This window comes from Sphingobacterium sp. UBA2610 (assembly GCF_002339225.1).
Classification (GTDB): Bacteria; Bacteroidota; Bacteroidia; order Sphingobacteriales; family Sphingobacteriaceae; genus Sphingobacterium; species Sphingobacterium multivorum.
In genome coordinates, this window is sequence record NZ_DDKA01000028.1 from 1 (window position 1) to 23,771 (window position 23,771).

Below are 23,771 nucleotides of genomic sequence, written 5' to 3' on the forward strand. Positions count from 1 at the left end.
GATAGGCATTGCGCCTCTCTTTCTCGTTTTGTTTTTCCCTTCGTTTCCGTTGGGACTGCAAAGGTAGAAATCTTTTTTGAACTTCCAAAAACTTTCTGAAGTTTTTTTTCTTTTCTCTTTTTTCGATTTCCGCGCTCAACTCTCGTTAAACCCTTCTTTTTTCATGGTTCCCTGCTCTCGCGGCAACCGTCCCTCCCTTGCGGAGTGGTGCAAAGATAGGGAGTTTACTAACAAACTTCCAAGCCTTTTGTTCTTATTATTTTCATTTTGTCCTTAACTACCTGTAACGGTGCGACATTCTTTTTGTAAAACAGGTGATCGGAAGGCTGGGATGGCTGATCCGGCACAGAATGGGGACGGGAACCGGGACTCGATACAGGGTCCGCAGCAGAAACATGGATGGACATTGTATTGCTCGATCTGCTTAAGCTCGGGATCACTTTGGTAGCCCGCTCGGCTCAACGCTCAATCGAAGACGATGCGCATAGGCGCAGCCTATAAACGGGTGGATATTGATAAGACCGGAAAATTGTCCCATCGGAAAGATCACAGCGGAAAGACACCGCAATGCAGGATATAACAGGGGATAGGCGGATATCGGTAGGTCGGAAAAATGGCAGAGCACAGCGCTCCGGAATACCTTCTTTTTGCAGTTATACTTTCCTGCCTGTTTACTTAGGGTTAGTTTAGGTTTAAGTTAGGTTTTGTTTAGGTATAGTATAGGTTATGGCTAAACAAAACCTAACTTAATACTAAGTTAAATATAGACAAAAGCTAACTTAAGGAATAAAGCATCCTTAACTCTCCCTTATTTAGGGAAAGGTGGTTCCGCTCGGGGACAACGCTCCGGCTGCTGACAAAGGTCTGCGGAAACCTCCGACTGCCCTCCCAGCCTCCTTCGTACCATGGTCGGGGCTGGTTTAGCCCCTGAACGTCCTGCGTCCGTAGTGAGTCCGTGTTGTCTCCGACTCTAAGCCCGCACTCACCCCGCTGCCAGCACGGGCAAATGACACTCCAAACGCGGCCATACCCCCTGGATACCCCGAAAAAGGGCAAACACCAATCCAAACCGCAGCCGAAAAACTCCGCAGCGACGCTGCCACACGAAAACAACTCGGAAAAACATACTATCAAAGGCGCAAAAAGAATTTGGGAGCAGAGCAGCGTAGGGGAATGTCCCAATTTAACGATGGAGCGGAGCAACCCTTGTTATCTTATCTCCCTTGGTTTAAGGCAACACATAAGCTGTCTTTATTTATCAGTGATACACCGTGAATACGTGCTAAACCCGAGGTGAGTCTGCGTTGAGTCCGAGTCAGGCACGCAGTAAGCCCTGTCACGCTATGCTCCCCCCTTGAACTGTCCTTAGAGTGGCTTTCGGAGCGGAATGAAAACTGGATAAACACTGGATAATGACTAAAAAGCGCTATATGCCCGGAGAAACACAGCATAAAAAGGGCTAAAAAAGCATTTCGCCCTACTGATTTCCCGCATCAGCCTCAGCATAGGATCGAATCAGGATCCAGTTTAGAATCCAATTTCGAATTCTGGACGCCCTATCTTATCGTTTTTACCTATCGACGGTATTAATCTGAAACATGCTCAATGACCGCCTTAGTAAATGTTTGCTCGAGTATTATAGGCTTTACCTAGGTTTCCTTGATTAGCATTAGTCTGGGTACTCTTTTAGTAAAAGCTAAATATTTCATCCGATTAGCGGTCTGCTTTAAGAACAATTCATCTACTTATATAACAGTCAATTTTACAACTACTGGAATAACGCTTTTTTCAGTAAATTTGATCTAGGTTAATAAATAACAAAAAAGAAGACCTTCTTTAATTAAGAAATTAAAGATATTAAATACTTTTATTGCAAATAAAACCATATTGGTCCATGATAGATTATGCTCAGCTTTTAAAACAGGTAGAAGAATATGCTGAAACTTATATTACAGAAAATATTTCAGTTTGCCATTGTTTTCACAATACGATACACACACGTTCTGTTGTACGTGCGGCGGAGGAGATTTCATCGTACTATAAACTAGGAGAGGAGGATCACTTTATTGTAATTAGTGCCGCCTTCTTTCATGATCTCGGCTACGTAAAATCTGACAATGCTATTGGTCATGAAAAGAGAAGTGTCGAAATTGCTTTAAATTTCCTCCAGGACAAAGGCATACCGGAAGCCATACAGGAAAAAATCAAAGGTTGTATTTTAGCAACGAGAATGCCTCAGGATCCTACAAATCTGCTGGAGCAAATTCTCTGCGACGCAGACCTATTTCATTTTGGGAATGAGGATTTCGTCAACAGAAACAAACTGATGAAAGCCGAAGCTGAAGCAGTACTAGGGAAGGAGATCGATAAAGACGTATGGCGTGCCGGCACAATCAAACTATTAATGAGCCATCATTACCATACTGAATATGCGCAACAAAAGCTTAATGCCAAAAAGGAGATGAATCTAAAAGAACTGGAGAAAAAACAGGAGAAATCTATCTCAAAAAATAAAGAAAGTAAAAAGGAAGACAAAAAGGAAAAAGAGAAAGGCAGTAAGCCAGAACGTGGGATAGAAACAATGTTCCGGATTACGTCCTCAAACAATCAGCGACTAAGCGACATGGCAGACAATAAGGCCAACATCCTCTTAACGGTCAATTCTATTATCCTTTCTGTCGTGATTGCTGTCTTATTTCGGAAACTAGATGCCAACGAGCACCTGATTATCCCAACAATTATCTTAACTACAGCCGTGGTAGCAACCATGGTCATGGCCATACTGTCAACGATACCCAAAATTCCGTCGGGTAAATTCTCAAAGGAGGAAATCGAACAGAAATCAGTCAATCTTCTCTTTTTTGGAAATTTTTACAAAATGAAACTCGACGATTATAACGAGGGTATGCAGAAGGTAATGGTCGACTCGGAATTTCTATATGGCATGCTCACCAAGGATGTTTATTCGCAAGGTGTGGTATTAGGACGAAAATATAAGCTTCTACGATACGCCTATGGAATTTTTATGTTTGGACTTGTTATATCGGTTGTTTCTTTTGTCGCCGCAACCATATTTTAGTGCAATACTATAAAAACAGTGAAATATTTCAGCATCATGTTTTCCAAACTTTCTTTTTTATTTAAAAAGATGCCGCCTTTAGATCAATCATTAGCTACCAATAGATAGCATCATTATTAATGTTGTTGTAAGCACGTTGCCATAACCATAAATTTATACGGATGAAGAAGAAAGATCTTTATATCAACAGAGACATCAGCTGGTTATCGTTCAATGACCGGGTACTTGACCAAGCCGCTCGTGAGGAGGTACCTTTACTGGAAAAACTACAGTTTCTCGCTATTTTCTCATCCAATCTGGATGAATTTTATCGTGTTAGAATGCCTGTACTAATGGCTTGGAAAAAAATAATGAAGCAAAATCCGGGACAGCTCATTCCGAACATCGATATTGGCACATATAAAAAAGCGTCAAAAACCATCAACAAACAACAGGAAAAATTTGGCTTAATACTAGCTGATATTATCCAAGAATTAGCAAAAGAAAATATATCCTTTATCTACAACCAAGCTATTCCAGCAGAAACAAAAGACCTCGCAGCTCAATATTTCTTTAGTACAATTGCCTCCTACCTCCAAATTATACCAATTGATGATACTTCTTTTTTTCCGATCAACAATCAGCTCTACTTCGTCGTTACAGACGACAATACTGGAGTGGTATTCTTTCTAAATGTCCCTTCAAATCATATTGGCCGCTTTTTCACCTGTGAGATCAATGGGAATAAATATGTCGTACTCATCGATGATATTATCAAAGCATTTTTTCCTGAAGCCATAAGAAATACATCATTAAATTTCTATTCCTTTAAAATCACAAGGGATGCGGAATTAAATCTCCAAGATGAATTTGAGGGTGATATTGCCCAAAAAATTGAGACGGAAGTCAATAAACGTGATCTTGGCTATGCGACACGCTTTCTATTCCAGCCAAATCTGCCAAAACAGCTGATTGAAACATTGGCAACACTATTTGATCTGCGAAAAAGTAGCATTGTCGAAGGCGGAAACTATCACAATCTGAAAGATCTATTTTCATTTCCGATTAAAACAGCAGAACTTTCTTATCCAAAACAGCTGCAAATCAATAAGAATCAGAATTTCAGGGAATCTATCTTTGACCAAATAGACCGAGAGGATCTGTTGGTCTGCACGCCCTATGAATCGTTTGATCCCATACTACGTTTTTTTAATGAGGCCGCAATAGATCCAACCGTAGATGAGATTTACACGACCTTATACCGTATCGCCGGTGATTCGCATATTGCACAAGCGCTGGCTACCGCAGCAAAAAATGGGAAAAGAGTCAATGTATTTGTCGAATTGAAAGCGCGCTTTGATGAAGCGAATAATATACATTGGGCTCGATTAATGAAAGAACAGGGCGTCAAAATCACGTATAGCATCCCCAATTTAAAAGTACATGCCAAAATAGCGCTCGTCAAACGCAAAGAGGGTCGAGAAAGTGCTTTATTAGGCACAGGAAATCTAAATGAAAAAACGGCGAAGGTCTACACGGACTACTTCCTTATGACCTCAAATAAACTATTGACCAACGAATTAGACATGCTATTCGAGTTTTTACCAGCTCGGAGAAAACCCCATCATCCAAATGAGCTGTCTTTTAACCATCTATTAATTGCACAGTTCAATCTCAAACATACATTTTTATCCCTGATAGACAAGACCATCCAAGCAGCTAAAGACGGAGACAGCGCTACAATAAAAATTAAATTAAACAATCTGGAAGAAGAATCGTTAATCAATAAATTGTATGAGGCGAGCCGGGCAGGGGTAAAACTGCAATTATTGGTCAGAGGAATCTGTAGACTAAAACCACAAGTACCCGGATTGAGCGACAACATTGTCGTGAAACGGATTGTAGGACGATATTTAGAACATGGCAGAATATTTATTTTTCAATATCAAGCACAAACGAGCGCGTATCTGGGCTCTGCAGACTGGATGAACCGTAACATCTACCGACGTATAGAAACTTGCTTTCCATTGCTGAATCTAGCATTAGCACATCAAATACAAGAGTTATTCGATATTCAGTTTGCAGACGACACCGAAGCAACTTTACTGGATGAACACGGACAAAATCAGGCAATAGAAACACAGCAGAAAAATGTTTCTCAGCAACAAATCCTTCATTATTTGAAAGGCAACATGAGACAATAGGGCTATTCAACAAGGCAGCTCATTACAACAAGAACAGCCTAAAAGCCCAACAATATAATCATTGAACGTAAGCTCATTCAGAAACCGGATGACTTCCTCAATTTAAAATTTAATCATATAATGATGAAAAATCCCACGATATTGACAACTATGGCATTAGGTTTAGCTTCTGTTATTTTTCTCGCCTGCAATCCGAATAATACAACCAAGGAAAACAGCAACAAACCCGCTCATGTTCAAGCTGAAAAACAGCAACAAATACCCTATACATTATCTTCGGGCATAAAGATGAGTTTGCCCGACGAATTGTTAGAAATATCCGGAATAGCTTTTCTCGCGGGACAGGATGACGATATTTATGCCATTCAAGATGAGCAGGGCTTTCTTTATAAATTTAACAAACCGACACAAAAAGTTACGTTCAACCCTTTTGGAAAAGATGGCGACTATGAGGACATCTCGATAAGCAATACACATTTCTTTATTTTAAAGAGCAATGGTAGCATCTATTCCTTTCCCATTGCCGAAAAGGACGATATAAAAAACGTGGTCGAACAGAAAAATTTACTTCCAAAAGGAGAGTATGAAGGGCTTTTTGTTGACCGCGAAAGCAACCAGGCATACGTATTATGTAAAGAATGTAAGGTCGACAGAAAACAATCGCAAACCTCGGGTTATGTCTTTTCAATTGACGAGCGTGGTCAATTTCAGCCGAAGGGAGAATTTGCCATCCAGCTTGATGAACTTCATGCATTTGATGCTAAAATTAAGAAAACGTTCAAACCCTCGGCGTTAGCTAAAAAAGCAGACAGCAAGGAATGGTATATCTTATCTTCTGTAGACAAAGCTCTTGTTGTAACCGATGAGAATTTTCATGTGAAATCACTCTCTCCATTAGACCCGAAGATTTTCCCTCAACCTGAAGGCATTAACTTTGATTCAAAATTTAATCTTTACATCAGCAGCGAAGCCGGTAATCAGGATAAAGGGATCATTTATAAATTTGAACAAAAATAGGCATGCAAAAGGTAGTACCATTCTTTCTTATTTTTCTTGCTAGTCATGCTTATTCACAACAAAAGCATACACAGTCCCCTGCACATCAGGGCAAATCCTTTGCTCAAACCGTTATCAAGGACAGTGTTAGCATCGTTGCAAATGCAAAATATGGTAAAGCCAGTAAATTCAAGAAGTTCTTCCTTGGCGAAAATTACCGCAAAGAATGGGCCGCGGAAACCACCTTGCCTTTGCTTCAGCTTTCAACCTTGTACGGGGGACTGCATCCTGTCAAACAGGGAGGCGGGATGCAATCGGTTTCCCTACGACTTACGGATTCAATCGGCCGGGAATGGGCACTACGTTCGGTCAATAAAAGGACTGAATCCCTCATACCTGAGGAGCTCCATGGGACCTTTGTACAGGATGTCTTAGACGATGCCACCAGCGCCCAGCATCCCTATTCCGCGCTTATGATCCCTGCTTTGGCAAATGCCGTGAACGTCCCCCATGCCCATCCTATCATCGGCGTTGTTGCACAAGACAGCATATTGGGGGAATACGCACCGCTTTTTGAGCATACGGTGGCTTTACTAGAAGAACGCGAACCACTTGGTGATTCAGACAACAGCCCAAAAGCTGTCCGAAAACTACAGGAAGATAACGATGATAACTTTAAAGCTAAGGCATATCTGCGCGCAAGAATGCTGGATGTATTGGTAAGCGATTGGGATCGACACGAGGATCAATGGCGTTGGTATAATGAAAATCAGGATAGCACAGATCACGATAAAGACTACATTCCTATTCCCCGCGATCGGGATCAGGCGCTGCGAGTCACACAAGGTTTTCTGATGAAAGATATCTATCAGCAATTTGTCAACCCAGTCATGCAAGGTTTTACGACGGGTATTCCCAATATTCGCTATTCTTTATTTAAATCGCGTTTTTTAAATGCCCATCCGAGCAACCAGCTTTCTCACAAGGAATGGACCAAAGAGGTCAAGCAATTTGTAGCACGTCTCACAGATTCGGTATTATGGGAGTCGGTACGTAGCCTGCCACAGTCGTCCATTGCTATTCGTGGGGAACAAATTTTTAAAACACTTCAAAGCCGTCGTGATGCTCTACCCTCAGCGATGGAAGAGTATTATAATTTCATCAATAACATTGTCGATATTCACCTCAGCGACAAAAACGAAAAAGTAGAAATACACAGCACGGAAAATAAAAACCTGAAAGTCAAAGTTTCGAAGATCAATAAAGATGGTAAGGTCACCAAAGCATTGATGTACAAAACCTATAAAGACCGCCTAACAAAAGAAATTCGTCTCTATTTAGGTGAGGGAAAAGACTCTGTTGTCATCGATAACGCAAATTCTCCGATTAAACTCCGAATTATTGGAGATAGCACGCCAAAGACTTATGTTATCAACGAAAGCAAATCGAAAATACAGCTTTACGAGAATACCAAAAACTCCACTTTACTGGGTGAGAAGAACAAAATAAAGCTTCATTATGCACAAGATAGTACCAACACGCAATTTGTTCCTGTAAACCTATATAACACCTGGCTTCCTCTGGTGACTGCGGGTTATAATGCTGATGACGGTTTTTCGCTCGGGCTGGGGGCTGCTTATACACATCAGCGTGGATTTAGAAAAAATCCTTTTACGTATAAGCAACAACTGACTGTAGCAACAGCCTTCCGGACCGGAGCTTATAAAATTCACTATAGAGGCGAATGGATAGCTGTTGTCGGGGATGCAGATCTTGTTGTCGATGCGCTAGCAAAAGCTCCTGACAACACTCAAAACTTCTTCGGTGTAGGTAATAACTCGCTCTTTTTAAAGGAACAGTATGGTGCAAAATATTACAGAAGCAGATTCAATATTTTCAATATCAATCCGCAGTTAAGATGGAAACCTTCATCTACGTTAAGCTTTGCCGTAGGTCCGCATATCCAATTTTACCACTTAGATCCGATTGAGAATGAAGATCGATTTATTTTAAATCCCCAAGCTTTACATTCTTACGATAGTTTATCGATTACAAAAGACAAAGCTTTTGCAGGTATCAATGCCTTTTTAACGCAAGATTCCCGTAATCGAAAGATTAACCCAAGTAAAGGGCTATATATTGAAGCCGCTTTGAATTCTTATTTTGGACTCAATCAGTATTCAAAAAACTCAGCGCAGTTAAGTGCTGCTATGACGGGCTATTTTAGTGCATTTAATGAAGGTATTATATTTGCCAATAGAACAGGAGGGGGCACCGTTGTCGGGAACCCTACATTTTATCAATATCTATTTCTAGGCGGCCATGAAAATCTCAGAGGATTTCGCCAGTACCGATTTGCAGGGCAACAGATGCTTTACAATAACCTAGAGGCTCGTATCAAAGTAATTGATGTCAAAAGCTATGTTCTTCCAGGTGAATTCGGACTAATGGGTATGTATGATCTTGGAAAAGTGTGGGCAAAGGGCTATAACAGCGATAAGTTTCATCAAGGTGTGGGTGGTGGCATTTATTACATCGTCGCCAATGCGCTTCCTTTGCATTTTGTCATGACGAAATCCAATGAAGGCTGGTATCCCTATTTCAGCACAGGTTTCCGCTTTTAAAATTTTCGATCTATGGAGATAAAGAAAGTACAACTCACAACGGCGAAAACGGCCAATACGTATGATGGCAGGCTAGACTTTGAACCATTTTTCAAATACCTGGAGTCTTTTATTGAAAATGGCACTTCATCGGATGAAATGATTCCTTTGTTTGCGTTGGAACGCATCAAAGAATTAGAACATCTCAACGGCAAACTCTGCAAGCAGAATCTCAATGCCTATAAAGATATTCTGCAATTGATTTATAGCCTCTCCGTATCGTTGATTGACACTGCTCCAAAAAGGTACTGGGCACTCACAACAGCCCTAGCAGAAGAAGCCTTCTATGGAACCGAAGCCTTTTTCGACCTATCTAGCCATCAGCTTGTGGAGCAAGAAATGCAAGGGAAGATGCGTGCCGGAAGCCTTCTTACGAATCAAGAAAAGCTTTTTTATACCCTCATCTTCGATAGACTCTATGGCTTTTCTCCCAATGAAAACAGCAGCATTGTGTATCATCACCTCAATGATCAGGGGGAGATTATCGATTATTACGATTTAGACATCGATTTTAAATTTGTTGAGATCAAAGCAAAAAAGACATTGCCGGCACTTGATATAGGTCGTTTATCGGAAAACCCCAGTGATTCCATTTTTGACTGGAATACCGTTATCAATACCGTTAAACTGGAAGATTTTGAGTTATCGGGCTTTAGCATGGTGACCTTAAGAAAGACCAGTACGGAACATACCTTACGGCGAATCCAGTCCATCCTCCTGGATTTGCCTACATACAATTACCACCTCTTTTTAGCTGATTTAGAAAAGATAATCACACCGCTATTAAAGGGGCCTGATACGGTATTTAGTCTATTTCCGCTGTTCCAATTAAATGGGGTACCATTTTTCGATTATTCAATCACCAATAAAAGCATCTTGTTTGCTGAAGCGTATACCGCCAATAAAACCTTTAAGATCAATCCTGAAATCGCGGGCTACCTAAAGCATCCACATGTGATATTTTATACAAGTAATGCGACGAATGGTATCCGGAATACCACGTCCATTTTCGACGAGCGGATTAGCTTGTCGGGGGTAACGACCTATTTGTGTATTCCGCTCATTCATAATCATTCTCTTTCAGGCATATTGGAAATATACAGCCGTGAACAAGATCAGCTCGACAGTGAAACCATGCAAGCCTTAGGTTCTCTGGTTCCGCTTTTATCACAACTAGCTCAGGATATCACCCTGGAATTTAAAAAACGTATCGACGATATCATCATTAACCGGTTTACGACCATACAGCCTTCGGTTCAGTGGAAATTTAACCATATTGCGGCCCAATACATTCAGGAACTGGAAAACGATAGTCAGGATGCCCATATTAAAGCGGTTGTATTTGAAGAAGTCTATCCGCTCTATGGTGCTGTCGATGTCAAAGACTCTACGATCATACGAAACGCCTCTATTCTCAAAGACTTTAGCTTCAAGGTCAAACAGCTCGCCATGCTTATTGATGAGCTCTCGTTAGACGGAAAGCACAAATTGATTATGACTTTTTCAGCACGGGTCGATCAAATTACAGAATCTCTTGACCGTATTTCGTTTGATGAGTCTATGGTCAAGATTATTGAGTTTTTTAGAAAAGATGTACAGCCATTTTTAGAAGAAGCCAGAAAGCAATTTCCATCAAAAATAGAGGTGATTGAACATTACGCGAAGCATTTTTTCACCAATCGAGAAACCGGTGAATTTTATAGGAATGAATTTGAAACTTCTTTACGCCAGATCAATCAATTGATCGGTAAGGAACTAGACCATTTCAATAGCTTCATCCAGGGGAATTACCCATCGTATTTTCAAAAGTTCAGGACAGACGGTATTGAATATGACATTTATATCGGCGAATCCATTACGCCCCAACAATCGTTCAGCTACGAATTCATCAATGTATTTAGGCGTCAGCAAATTGTTTCGATGGCCAGAATTGCGCTGAAAGCATACCATGCGAAAGATACGCTGCCACTGGCTTTAGAAACAACACAACTGATTTTCATCAACCCACATAGCATTGATATCAGCTTCCGGGAAGATGAAAGGAGGTTTGATGTCGAGGGATCGCTCAATATCCGTTATGAAATCATCAAAAAGAGGATAGACAAAATTCGGATAAAGCGAACCAAAGAACGACTTACCCAGGTCAATAAAATTGCTATTGTCTATTTATCGGATGAAATCCTGGAGGATCTCATGCTAAGTATACAGGCAATCTATGACATGGGCATTATTGAGCATACCATCGAACATTTAAAATTGGAAGATGTACAAGGAATTGCGGGGTTGAAAGCAATTCGCCTTTCGGTGAATTTAAACTATCAAGATTTCTCCTAAATTTGTCCAATAAAGGGAAGTTTATCCCCGTTGATATAGGCTAAATGGGACAATGTCAGATGGAGGATTTAACATATTGATTTAAAAAGGATTACCATGATTACTGATGCCAACTATTTTTATCTAAGCGATTTGCTTGGCACTTTATTTTTTGCAATATCGGGTACCCTGTCGGCAAAACGTAAAGATATTGATATTTTTGGGGCAGCCTTTTTAGGGTTTGTGACAGCCATTGGCGGTGGGTCGATGCGGGATGTATTTTTGAATCTACGCCCAGTATGGGTCAATGATAGCAATTATCTCATCGCTATTTTCCTCGGAATTTTAATTGCCATTATCTTCAATAAACAGTTGTATGGTTATTATCGTACGTTGACACTTTTTGATGCCATCGGAATTAGCTTTTTTACCATCCTTGGGGTACAAAAATCACTCAACTACGAAAGCAATACCTATGCTGCCATTATCTTTGGAATGTTCACCGCGGTATGTGGGGGGATGACACGCGATGTGCTACTCAACGAAACCCCACTAATCTTTAAAAAAGAAGTATATGCTACGGCCTGTTTAGGTGGAGGGCTCACATATATCTTGCTGGTGCACCTTGATCTCGACCTCTCCTGGGCGGCATTTATTGGGGCTGCTGTTGTCTTTTTAATACGAATGACAGCCGTTAAATATCGTTTGTATTTACCCCGCTTGGATTGAGGAAAGTCCCTCTTAGCACGTAAACTTTCTAGAACACGTCACACTGGATGACCGAATCCATATTAAAAATGGATTAAAAGACGGACTAGAAGGAAGCGACAAAGAAAAAGCGTTAGTATGAACTAACGCTTTTTCTTTTGCTGTGGGAATTTCATTTTATAACCAACACGAATATTTCCTTTCACGATAGCATCCAATCGACCTTTTAGCATCGTCTTCTTCAAGGCACTCAATTTGTCGGTAAATAGTTTACCTTCAATATGATCATATTCGTGCTGTACCACTCGGGCAGCCAAACCTGTTAAGTCTACTTCATGCTCTTCAAAGTTCTCATCTAAGTAATTGATGCGAATATTCCGGTGACGCAATACGTCCTCATTAATATCTGGGATACTTAGACAGCCTTCACCGAAAGCCCATTTTTCACCAGACTCCTCAACCATGATGGGATTGATGAAAACTTTTTTGAACGATTGGAGCATTTCTTTGTTTTCTTCATCATCTTCTGCGAAAGGAGTTGCATCGATAACGAACATACGTATAGGCAAACCTACCTGTGGAGCTGCCAAGCCAACACCATGCGCTGCATACATGGTATCGAACATATCATCAATCAATTTCTTTAAATCTGGATAGTCTTCATCTATTTCTTCAGCGACCTTTCTTAATACAGGATCGCCATACGCCACTATCGGAAGTTTCATATGTATTATAATTATTTATAAGTGCCGATACTCATTTCTACCTGAGCTCGTTACACGCTGTTTGCTTTTAAAGATCACTAGGCACCTGTTGTAATTTTAGCACGATTTTATTTCAGATCATGTCAGGCTAATTGCTCTCCCTGAGTCATTGTACTTTTTTAACAAGGATACGCTGTCGCTCCATTATATTCTTGGGTACAAAGGTACGGATAATTATTAAAAGTGAATATTTCGTCAAAACTTCCATAAAAGTTACTTTTGTTTTATGGATCCTTCGTTTATAAATTTGTCGACACAGTTCAAGCTTAGGCTAGAGCAAGCTCTTGAAGTTTCATTAGCGCTTTGTCATGTTGATGGATTTATACAAATATCATCTCCGGAATTAACAATTAACATTTTACTATACCCTCACGAGAAATCCGTGAGACGTGATACTTCCGATCCTTGTATTCATATCGATGAAGACCAATTAATAACAAAGTTTGATTTGATCGTCAGGCGCATTGTTTCTAGAACAAAAAATGACAAACGCATTTACGCCCGTAATACTGTCGTTGCCCGGATCGACAAAAGAACGAGTTTACAGTTCCTCGTGGAACATCATTTACAAACCGCTCTTCCCGGCAAGTATCGTTATGGCCTTTATGAACAGGGAGAGCTTGTTGCGGTCGCGGTATTCTCTGGAGGGCGCCGAATGTTGGATAAAGATGAAGATTATCGCTCATTTGAACTATTACGCTTTTGTAATAAAACAGGTATTAATGTCATAGGGGGCCTTAGCAAATTAATTAAAGCCTTTTGTAGCGATTTCTCGCCAGGAGACATTATGACTTTCACCGACCGTGATTGGAGCCAACATTCTTCGCTCGAAAAAATTGGGTTTGTTGCGAAGGAAATAACTGCACCTATCAACTTTTGGATAGCAGAGACAAAAAGATATGTTTATCGCAATACAGAAGAGCTAAAGGTATTAATGGAACAATATCCGAATGGCTTTCCAAAGGAAAATATGGGCAGCATCAAGATGATTTTATATGTAAAATAAGCTAAATTGTGTATATTGTACACTGTAAGGGTTTGAAAAATAAATAATCAAAAATAATAACGTTATGAAGAGAAAACTTCGCATGGGTATGGTCGGAGGCGGAAACGATGCCTTTATTGGCGCTGTACACCGTATTGCTGCTTTTATGGATGGCAAGATTGAACTGGTTTGTGGTGCATTTAGTATTGATCCACAGATTTCAAAACAATCTGGAGAAGACTTATTTGTAGCTCCTGAGCGTGTCTATCTAAACTATGAAGAGATGATCGAAAAAGAATCTTTGCTTCCTGAAGGCGAGCGTATGGATTTTGTAACGATCGTAACCCCCAATTTTCTACACTTTGCTCCAGCTAAATTAGCGCTAGAAAAAGGTTTTGATGTTGTTGTTGAAAAACCAATGACAGTATCTGTTGAAGAAGCAAAAGAATTACAGGAAACAGTAGAGCGCACAGGCCGCACACTGTGTCTTACGCATACGTATTCCGGCTACCCGATGGTTAAACAAGCCAAAGCGATGGTCAAAGAAGGCCACTTCGGTAAGATCAGAAAGATTGTGGTTGAGTATCCACAGGGTTGGTTAAGCCGACTAACAGAACGCGAAGGTAATGCCGGGGCCGCTTGGCGTGCAGATCCGAAACGCTCAGGTAAATCGTTGGTTATGGGTGATATCGGTACCCATGCTGCGCATTTAGCGGAATATGTATCGGGGTTAAAAATCCAAGAACTATGTGCAGACCTCACAACATTTGTTGAAGGTCGTCTATTGGATGACGATGGCTCGGTGCTTTTGCGTTTCGAAAATGGTGCTAAAGGTGTATTAATGGCTTCGCAAATTTCAGCCGGAGAAGAAAATGCCGTCCGTATCCGTATCTACGGTGAAAAAGGTGGATTGGAATGGGCAAATGAGGATCCGAACAATTTAATCATCAAGATGCTTGATCAGCCTCGTCAGCTTTATCGCACAGGAAATGCTTACGCAGCGCCTTATACGTTGAGTTCTTTTGCAACACATAATACCCGCGTACCAGCAGGTCACCCAGAGGGCTTATTGGAATCATTTGCGAATATCTACCGTAATTTTGCGGCAACAGTTACGGCAAAACGTGAAGGACAAATTCCGACAGCTGAACAACAAGATTTTCCAACAGTTTACGATGGCGTAAGAGGCATGGCTTTTATCGATACTGTCGTAAAAAATAACGAAGGAACAGAAAAATGGACTAAATTTGTTCTGTGATAGACAGATTAAAATATACACTTTCTCTTTTGGAACAGCAAACCGTTCCGAAAGAGAAAGTTATCGTTATCTTAGGACCTACAGCTTCAGGAAAGACGAAACTAGCCGTTCAACTGGCGCAACGCATCGATGCTGAAATCATCAGTGGAGATTCCCGCCAAATCTATAAAAGAATGGACATCGGTACGGGAAAAGATCTATCGGAATATCAAGATATTCCCTATCATCTTATCGACACCCATGAACCGGGAGAACGCTATCATCTCGGAAACTTTATCGCTGACTTCCATCAAGCCCGACAATCCATTCTAGAAAGGGGAAAACATACTATCCTTTGTGGTGGTACAGGCTTATATATCCAAAGTGTAATCCAACAAAATCCATATGCGCTGATCCCATCTATCGAAGGCCTCAAGGAGTCATTACTTCCCCTCCCAGAGACAGAGTTGTTAAAACGCCTTCAGGAATATACACTACCCGCGAATTTCCAAATCGATCTTTCGACCAAAAAACGTATCATCCGCGCAATAGAAATATTAGCATTTTTAGATACTCACCCCGATCACATCGCTCAGCAACAAACGGTAGATAGCATCGTTATCGGATTAAATCCGTCAGTGGAAATCCGACGCGAACACATTAGCCAAAGATTAAAACAACGATTAAATGATGGCTTATTAGCAGAAGTGGCAAAACTCCTGACCGAAGGGATTACACACGATCAGCTTCAATACTATGGCCTGGAGTATAAATATGCGTCATTCCATCTCCTTGGACAGCTCGATTACCCGACCTTTACCAAAAAATTGGAGACAGAAATACATCGCTATGCCAAAAGGCAAATGACTTACTTCCGAAAAATGGAAAAAGACGGTATAATTATCCATTGGGTTTAAAAAAAATAACAATTGTTCTCTATCATAAAAAAAATTTCATATTTTTAAAAGAACCTTATAACAATTGTGATGAGAACATTATCGCTTATTTTTGCACTGCTTGTCTGTGCCCTATTTTCATTGAAAGCACAAGAAAAAGTTATCGCCGAAGTTCATTATCAATTTAAACATAACAACGATACGACCAAAAATGCGGTACAGCTAACGGATGAAACAGTCACCTATCTCGGTAAAGAAAGTAGTCTCTATAGAACCTACTCAGATATTCTCGTCAAACAACAGTTAGATGCCAAAACTGCAGCTCAAGATTTTGACGGCAATTTAACGTTAAAAATGCCTGCCAGTCCCCCGGTTCTGGATGGATACATTATTTATCCTTCTTTAAAAAAGACCATTCATATAGCGGGAATATCGTCTCCGGCAGATGCTTATTCATGCGAAGCTCCCTACGAAAGCCAGGACTGGGAAATAACAGATAAAACTAAAACTATCGGTGGATACCTTTGTCAAAAGGCCACATGTCGATTTAAAGGAAGGGATTACACGGCTTGGTTTACGACAGAACTGCCATTTTCTTTTGGACCATGGAAGCTACATGGACTACCGGGGCTTATTCTTTCGGTACAAGATTCCAAAAACGACGTCAGCTGGGAATATGCCGGCTTTCAAAAACAACCTTCGGACCAATCACTTCGAATTGAGCCTTCAAAAAGTGTTATACCCGCAAAAAAAGAGGAAATTCAAAGACTAAAAACGGCATTTAAAGAGAATCCCAGCGCCTATTATGAAACACTTGGGGCAACTGGTCGCGCAAACCCTTTTCAGATCGATTATTCTAAAGTCCAAATCAGCTTCGATGTTCAAGGTCAAGCCCCTTCAACACAAACAAACAATCCTATCGAATTAGCGCCATAGTTTATGCCCAAAAATTTTGTGCTGTTTGTCTGTTTTTGGCTATGCGGCTATTTCTGTTATGGGCAACATCAGATCTCCGGGGTTTTATTAGATAACACGAGTAAGCAAGGTATTCGCGCAGCAAGCGTTAATCTAAAATCTAGTGATGGAAAAGTAATTTCCTTTAAAATAACGGATGCTCTTGGGCATTTTGAAATGATAACATCCAAGGATCTAACAAATGCCTACATAGAGATCAACCATATCGGGTACAAACGTTTCAGCCAAACACTTGGGAGCCAACTACGCAACCTTCAAATCATACTCGAACAAACCACTATTTTATTGGAGGAAGTCAAGATCAAAAGTGCGCCTAAAATAGCACGCAGCGGGGACACACTCACCTACAACGTGGCTGGATTTGCTGACTCCAATGATCGAACTATCGGCGATGTATTGAAGCGAATGCCTGGGCTGGAAGTCCTTGAAAATGGTGAAGTGAAATACCAGGGCAAATCCATTTCAAACTTTTATATCGATGGGGATGATTTGCTGGCTGAAAAATACGGTTTGGGGACAAAATCAATATCCCCAGATTTAGTTAAAGACATACAAGTCATATCTCATCATGAGCATATTAAATTGCTCAAAAATAAAAGGTATAGTGATGATGTTGCGCTAAACCTGGTAATAAAAGAAGAAGCTAAACTAAAGCCGTCCGGTAGCATAATGCTCGGATTGGGAACTCCCAAACATTTCGATGGAGATCTAAACACGATGATGTTTAACAAAAAAGTGAAATTTCTCAATGCCCTGAAAGCAAATAACATCGGTCAGGATCTTGCTATTTACATGGAAGAAACGAGATCACAGGCAAAAATTGACAATCTACTTTCTTTAGGAACAATCGGCAGCCCTCCTTTAGAGAAAAGAGATTACCTCCAGAATAAGACCGGCCTTTTCGATTTCAATTTTTCAAAACCGATTAAAAAAGACTGGTCGCTACGTACGAATATCCAGGGATTATATGACAGAAACAACATTCATTATGAAGGGAAAAACACCTATTATACTGAAAAGGGGGATATTTCATTCCATGAGATTCAGATTGCACAAATTAACACTAAGGCCGCGACCGGGCAAGTGACAGTTGAGCGCAATACCGATCATTTTTACTTTAAAAATTCCTTAACAATGGGGCTAAATAGTGAGGATTCCGAATCGAGTATCTCATCAGATACAATACCGATCGACAACAATATTCATCATAGGTCCAAAACGATCAACAATCAACTGATTTATATGCCGGAGCTTAAAAATGGAAATATTATCCAACTTCAATGGTCTAGTAAATATTATACAAAGCCCCAGAGACTACGCAGTTCTACCGAAGTATTCAATGACCTGTTTTATCCAGTCATATTTGATAAGATAATCCAACATGTCAATGTACCGACCTTCAATACTGTCGCTTCGCTGGGATATCGCCTCCCCAGCGGTAAAATAAACCAATACTACGGTATAAAGCTCGAATTAGAAAATCAACGCCTTGAATCTAACATCGAACTCCTACAGGGAGAAAAAATTTTCAATCCGTTGCTAGATTCAACAATAAATAGAATGAATTGGTTACGCACATCCAGTGAATTCAATGCACATTATGCTTGGAATAAAGAGCGTTTTAAATCAAATTTATCCTTGCCTGTCGCCTTTATCCATACCCGTTTTGAAGACAAAAATTATCAGCTCAATAATTGGAAAAATCTCATCCAATTTACACCCAGCTTTAGCGCTCGATACCATATTGGCTATGATGATGAACTTGCATTTTCCTATAAAAATAGCAACAACTTGGGAAATATAGATGCTGTTTATCGCGGTTTGATTATCCAAAATTACCGAACTAGATCTTATAATAGCTCAGCCAATCCAGTGAGCAGAAATAATGATTTTTTCTTGAACTATAAATTGGGACAATCGGTTAAATTACTGTTTTTTCATTTTGGACTAGGTTATGAAATTCACTCAACAAACAATATGATAGCCACTACAGTTACAGACTCATTGACGGCGACACAACTGATTGCAAAAGAAAATTCTATGCACAGCTATACAGCTACCATCGGTCTTGATAAATATATATTCAAGCTAGGGGCCCTATTCAAACTGAAATTCAATTGGAGACGATCAAACTACAATCAGTTATTTAACAAGGAAATATTACCCATTGCCATTACTTCTTATGAACTACAACCTGCTTTCAACAAGAAATTTTTCAGAAGGATAGCACTAGATTATAATAGCTCCATTAATCTATCATTTTCCTCCCAGGGCAATGCATCGTCAGATCGTCGTATTCTTTTTATTACGCAATCGATGAACTTCCCCATCAATATCACAAAATCAGTATTACTTAAATGGAATCTTCAGCACCTTTTTAACAAACAGCCTGATTATAAGAATACAAATTATTTATTCTGCAACGTCATGACAAGATATAGTCGATGGGGAATGGATTTTGAACTGGATATACGCAACCTAGCCAATATAAAAAGTTTTGAAACAAACTCCATAACAGCCAATGTACAGTCGCAGAATCGTTATGAACTGCGGGGACGAACGGCTCTCCTTAGGGGAATTTACCATATCAAATAGGTTTCTTATAGGAATTTAAATGCTATAAAAACAAAAAAGGGTTAGTATCACTACTAACCCTTTTCGTTAATCTCTTTCTATTATAACTTAATTTCTTCATCCTTCGCATTGAAGAAATGGAATTCAGTTAGATAATATGACGTCATTGGATTTACTTTAATCCATTTTCCGTACTTCATGAACCATTTCATTCTTTTAGAAATCAAACCAGACTTAATGTAGGCGTCTATATAAGGGTGAACACATAAGGTCACCTTCTTTTCGTTCTGTTCTTGAAGAATAAAGCTCAAATTATTTTCTATATCATCCATAAGGACAATACTTGATCGGATTTCACCTGTACCATCACAAGCCGGACATTTTTCGTTTGTGACAATATTCATTTCAGGTCTAACGCGCTGACGTGTAATTTGAACCAATCCAAATTTACTTGGAGGCAAAATCGTATGTCTCGCTCTATCCGCTACCATACATTCTTTTAAGAACGTATACAACTCTTTTCGATGATTGGGTTTATGCATATCGATAAAATCGATGACTACAATTCCGCCCATATCACGCAAACGCAGCTGTCGCGCAATTTCTTTTGCTGCTTCCATATTGACCAGCAATGCATTGTCTTCCTGATTCTCCTTATTCGCAGAACGGTTACCACTGTTGACATCAATGACATGCAGGGCTTCGGTATGCTCAATAACGAGATACGCACCACCAGGCAATGTTACCGTTTTGCCAAAAGCTGCCTTGATTTGCTTTTCAACTCCGAAATGATCAAAAATTGGCTCTTTATGTTTATAAAGTTTGACAATTTTCTCCAAATCTGGAGATATATCGTGTATATATGATTTTGTTTCTTCGAAGATCGAAGGATCATTAACATAAATATGTGAAAACTCGTCTGTCAAAATATCCCGTAGAATAGTGGATGCACGATCCATTTCGCCAAGAACCTTTTGAGGCGGTTCAGCATTACGAAGACGTTTGGTAAATAGTTCCCATTTTGAGATCAGGTCCAATAAGTCACGTTGTAGTTCTTCAACACCCTTACCTTCGGAAACTGTACGAATGATAACACCAAAATTAGCTGGCTTAATCCCTTCGACAATCTTTTTTAGGCGGTTGCGTTCATTACTACCTTTGATACGCTTGGAAATGGAAACAGTACTTGAGAAAGGTACCAAAACGACAAAACGACCTGCTATTGAAAGGTCTGAACTCAGACGCGGTCCTTTTGTTGAAATGGGTTCTTTGGCGATTTGTACTGGCACGAGCATATTTTTGCTCAAGACATCAGAGATCTTACCAGCTTTATCGATATCCTTTTCAAGTTTTAAACTATTGAGCAGTTTCTCTTGATAACTGCCATTCTTCACTATACGCGTAAGCTTTAGCAAAGATTGAACTTGAGGACCCAAATCTAAATAATGTAGAAAAGCATCCTTTTCGTAGCCTACATCTACGAAAGCTGCATTAAGCCCAGGCATAATTCGCTTGATACGTCCGAGATAGATATCTCCAACAGCGAAGTTATTATTTGCGGGCTCGCGGTTAAGTTCAACAAGCTGCTTATCTTGTAGTAAAGCAATAGTTACCCCTTTATCAGGAGTTGAATCGATAATTAATTCCTTTACCAAAAGCTACTCATTTTTGATACCTATGCAATATCCTATCGCAATCTTGGGTATCCGATTAAACATTTAAAGAACGTTGTTACGAAAAAAACAATCTACATCCCCTTCACAGACATGTAGATCGTTTCGTAAAGCTATCTCAGCAAAATGGGCCAAGATGTTTAAAAGCTTATCACAAGACTATTTTTTCTTGTGTCTATTTTTTCTTAAACGTTTTTTACGTTTGTGAGTAGCCATCTTGTGTCTTTTTCTTTTTTTTCCGCTTGGCATAGCTAAATTTTTTAATGATTATAAAATAATAAATTAATTACTTGCTCAATTCAGCAATCTTTCGATCGATGAATTGTGATAGGGAAGGATCGGCTGCAAGTTCCTTACTTTTTTGAAAAGCTGTAACGGCTTCCTTTTTCATCCCAATATTTTCATAGCCTGTGGCTAAGTAAAAGTATGACTCAGCATCGGGTTTTTGATCGATAACGGTCTTAAAACGCTCGATGGCTTTGTCAAACTGACGGGACTGTAATGAAAACAATCCCAAAGTTTTGTTTGCTTCTAAGTTTTTAGGATCGGCAGCAACGACTTCTCGCAATAAGGCAATACCCGCCATAGGATTGTTCGTTCCCGATACCATTGCGGCACCCAATCCTGTTTTTGCATCCAAACTACTTGTATTCGCTTTTAACGCAGCCTCATATGCATGAATAGCATTTTGATTCAACGCTTGAGCTAAAGTAGAATCCTGCAAATTTGTATAAGCGGCACGATAAGCATTACCTGCTTTCAACCAATACTCAAACTTCGGTGAAACCTTCGCCATTTCCTCATAGATGAAAGCCTGAGGGGCTGGTTTTGCGACATCATCCCACTTATTTGCCAACTGTTGCAACAGCTTTATCTTATCCTCTCCAGAAGCTTTTGCAACTTGGCCCTCAATATCGGAAATTTCTTTGACTAAACTAGCATCTAAACCTTGTTTTGTCATCGAAGATATATTTTCCAAATTTACTTCATTGGACGGCTTCGACTCAGATGCTGCAGCAGTTTGTTTTTCTTTGTTCACCAAACCTTTAATAGGCTGCGCTAAAAGCACAGCAACCAAGGCTACTACTGATCCTATGACTATTATCTGTTTGGTTTTTGCCATTTTAATCTATTTTAAAGATTATTTATTGCCATTCTTTACTTTCTCTACGAAAATTTTTGCTGGCTTGAAACTAGGAACAAAGTGTTCAGGGATAATGATTGCTGTATTTTTTGAAATGTTTCTTGCAGTCTTCTCAGCTCTTTTTTTGACTACGAAGCTACCAAAACCTCTTACATATACATTTTCTCCTCCGATCATTGCGTTTTTGACAACTTTAAAGAACGCCTCTACGGTTTCTTGAACATCTACCTTCTCTAAGCCAGTTTTGGTAGAGATTTCTGCAATAATTTCTGCTTTAGTCATATCTATTTTACTGTAATTATTTATTTTTCAACCCTTAAGCCAACTAATGTTTGGGGATGCAAAAGTATTGTTTTAAAATGAGTAATGGAAATTATTTAAATACTTTTTTGATAAATAAGCTTCCAAAAGCCAAACATTTACAATCAATTAACGAGACACTATGTTCGACCAACCCTTAAATAAACCTCAAAAATAAAAACAATTATCTAATTTACAAGATGTTGACTTATTAGTTGTCATATAAAAATCAATATATGCCAATTGCATGACTTAGTTGATTCAAATCCGCCTTGGTATGGTGTGCATTTACCACAATCCGATTTAATAGGGGATCTGTGGCAAGGGGATAAGGGAAACTTGACACAAGTACTCCGGCATTCATCAGCCTCGCATAAAGGCCCGTATCCGTTGATGAAAACACCGGAAAATTAGCAACAGCGTTTAATTCAGACCCCATATGTGCTTTGAAGGAATTAATATTATACTGCAACTTTTCGAATTGCCGTAAATAGATCTGCTCTCCATGGATAAATGCATATAAGCTCGCTGGCGAACTTGGAGAAGCCCCTGTATAAAAGTTTGATCGCTTGAAATACTTAATTCGTTCCTCATCGGCCAAAATCAATCCAGCATCTGTTGCCAGGCCTTTCGCCAAGGATGCGACGACAATCAGCTCAATATTAACCTGTTGAAAACTACTCTTATCTAATGAAATGCCATTCTTGCGCAAAACTCCTATTCCGTGAGAATCATCCAAGAGCAGTATAATTTTTTTGCCCGGATCAATACGATTGAAAACAGTGAAATCGTATAATTCCGGGCGCATATTGTCCAAGCTGTTACTAACGATGATAAATGATTTTTGGGCTGAATGATTGATATACTCGATCGTTGCATTGGCCCAGTCAACAAAATGTCCAGTTGCTGCAGGCTTTTTATCTAACCATAAAGAAGGGTGACATGCGGGTGCGTACAATACTTCGCCTTCAGCCGCCAAGGTTCTTACAAGAAATTGCGTCGCCAGATATCCACTTGAGAGCAACAGACTTGCTTCAAAACCAAAACGCATTGCAGCATATTCTTCCGCTTGATCAAATATGGCCTGTTGCACATTATTATTTCGTGAAGTGCCATTGTTAATACCATATCGCTGTATACCTTCTATGAAAATAGCAGCATATGCTTGATCTGTTGCCAGCCCTAGATAGGAAGTTCCACCGAAAAAAAGATATTCCTTACCGCCGACCACAATAACTCGACCTGTTGGTTGTTCTAAATGTGTAAAATTATTCATCTATA

General features: G+C 39.8%; 16 protein-coding genes. 11 read left to right on the top strand and 5 right to left on the bottom strand.

Annotated elements, in window-relative coordinates; translation table 11 throughout:
- Positions 1-1,894: 1,894 nt before the first annotated feature.
- The 6 genes from B4Z47_RS19465 (at position 1,895) to B4Z47_RS19490 (ending at position 11,963) form a co-directional block, all read left to right on the top strand.
- Complete coding sequence (locus tag B4Z47_RS19465; protein ID WP_254667661.1) at positions 1,895-3,079, top strand: Pycsar system effector family protein; 1,185 nt, start codon at positions 1,895-1,897, stop codon at positions 3,077-3,079.
- Between the two features lie 161 nt (positions 3,080-3,240).
- Positions 3,241-5,262, top strand: coding sequence for a polyphosphate kinase 1 (gene ppk1, locus B4Z47_RS19470; protein ID WP_070562826.1), 2,022 nt, complete (start codon positions 3,241-3,243; stop codon positions 5,260-5,262).
- A gap of 120 nt (positions 5,263-5,382) precedes the next feature.
- The gene (locus B4Z47_RS19475) at positions 5,383-6,279 is read left to right on the top strand and encodes a hypothetical protein (protein ID WP_254667660.1); all 897 of its coding nucleotides are present in this window, start codon (positions 5,383-5,385) and stop codon (positions 6,277-6,279) included.
- Between the two features lie 2 nt (positions 6,280-6,281).
- Positions 6,282-8,882, top strand: coding sequence for a hypothetical protein (locus B4Z47_RS19480; RefSeq protein WP_083295822.1), 2,601 nt, complete (start codon positions 6,282-6,284; stop codon positions 8,880-8,882).
- A 12-nt stretch (positions 8,883-8,894) separates the two neighbouring features.
- Positions 8,895-11,255 carry a GAF domain-containing protein gene (locus B4Z47_RS19485; RefSeq protein WP_286727745.1) on the top strand — a complete coding sequence of 787 codons (2,361 nt, stop codon included), beginning with the start codon at positions 8,895-8,897 and terminating at the stop codon, positions 11,253-11,255.
- Positions 11,256-11,351: 96 nt separating this feature from the next.
- Positions 11,352-11,963, top strand: a complete 612-nt coding sequence (locus tag B4Z47_RS19490; RefSeq protein WP_070562817.1) for a trimeric intracellular cation channel family protein — start codon at positions 11,352-11,354, stop codon at positions 11,961-11,963.
- A 122-nt stretch (positions 11,964-12,085) separates the two neighbouring features.
- On the opposite strand, the gene def is transcribed toward B4Z47_RS19490, so the two are convergent.
- Positions 12,086-12,667 carry a peptide deformylase gene (gene def / locus B4Z47_RS19495; protein ID WP_070562814.1) on the bottom strand — a complete coding sequence of 194 codons (582 nt, stop codon included), beginning with the start codon at positions 12,665-12,667 and terminating at the stop codon, positions 12,086-12,088.
- A 265-nt stretch (positions 12,668-12,932) separates the two neighbouring features.
- Here def and B4Z47_RS19500 point away from each other — a divergent pair, with 265 nt between their 5' ends.
- The 5 genes from B4Z47_RS19500 (at position 12,933) to B4Z47_RS19520 (ending at position 19,394) form a co-directional block, all read left to right on the top strand.
- Positions 12,933-13,712: a hypothetical protein gene (locus tag B4Z47_RS19500; RefSeq protein ID WP_070562811.1), complete on the top strand. Its 780-nt coding sequence runs from the start codon at positions 12,933-12,935 to the stop codon at positions 13,710-13,712.
- A 64-nt stretch (positions 13,713-13,776) separates the two neighbouring features.
- On the top strand, positions 13,777-14,949 hold the full coding sequence (locus B4Z47_RS19505) for a Gfo/Idh/MocA family protein (protein ID WP_070562808.1): 1,173 nt from the start codon (positions 13,777-13,779) through the stop codon (positions 14,947-14,949).
- Positions 14,946-15,845: a tRNA (adenosine(37)-N6)-dimethylallyltransferase MiaA gene (gene miaA, locus B4Z47_RS19510; RefSeq protein ID WP_139144917.1), complete on the top strand. Its 900-nt coding sequence runs from the start codon at positions 14,946-14,948 to the stop codon at positions 15,843-15,845. The genes B4Z47_RS19505 and miaA overlap by 4 nt, the downstream gene beginning before the upstream one ends.
- 69 nt (positions 15,846-15,914) lie before the next feature.
- A complete protein-coding gene (locus B4Z47_RS19515) occupies positions 15,915-16,760 on the top strand; it encodes a GLPGLI family protein (RefSeq protein WP_070562802.1) in 846 nt (281 codons plus the stop codon).
- A gap of 3 nt (positions 16,761-16,763) precedes the next feature.
- Complete coding sequence (locus tag B4Z47_RS19520; protein WP_070562799.1) at positions 16,764-19,394, top strand: hypothetical protein; 2,631 nt, start codon at positions 16,764-16,766, stop codon at positions 19,392-19,394.
- A gap of 80 nt (positions 19,395-19,474) precedes the next feature.
- Here the strand turns inward: B4Z47_RS19520 and B4Z47_RS19525 are convergent, their stop codons facing one another.
- From B4Z47_RS19525 to B4Z47_RS19540, 4 genes are all read right to left on the bottom strand, one after another.
- Positions 19,475-21,028, bottom strand: a complete 1,554-nt coding sequence (locus B4Z47_RS19525) for an Rne/Rng family ribonuclease (protein ID WP_046673301.1) — start codon at positions 21,026-21,028, stop codon at positions 19,475-19,477.
- 304 nt (positions 21,029-21,332) lie between these two features.
- Positions 21,333-22,169 carry a tetratricopeptide repeat protein gene (locus B4Z47_RS19530; RefSeq protein ID WP_070562796.1) on the bottom strand — a complete coding sequence of 279 codons (837 nt, stop codon included), beginning with the start codon at positions 22,167-22,169 and terminating at the stop codon, positions 21,333-21,335.
- 18 nt (positions 22,170-22,187) lie between these two features.
- Positions 22,188-22,472, bottom strand: coding sequence for an HU family DNA-binding protein (locus B4Z47_RS19535; RefSeq protein WP_046673299.1), 285 nt, complete (start codon positions 22,470-22,472; stop codon positions 22,188-22,190).
- A gap of 247 nt (positions 22,473-22,719) precedes the next feature.
- The gene (locus B4Z47_RS19540; protein WP_070562793.1) at positions 22,720-23,766 is read right to left on the bottom strand and encodes an 8-amino-7-oxononanoate synthase; all 1,047 of its coding nucleotides are present in this window, start codon (positions 23,764-23,766) and stop codon (positions 22,720-22,722) included.
- Positions 23,767-23,771 lie beyond the last annotated feature (5 nt).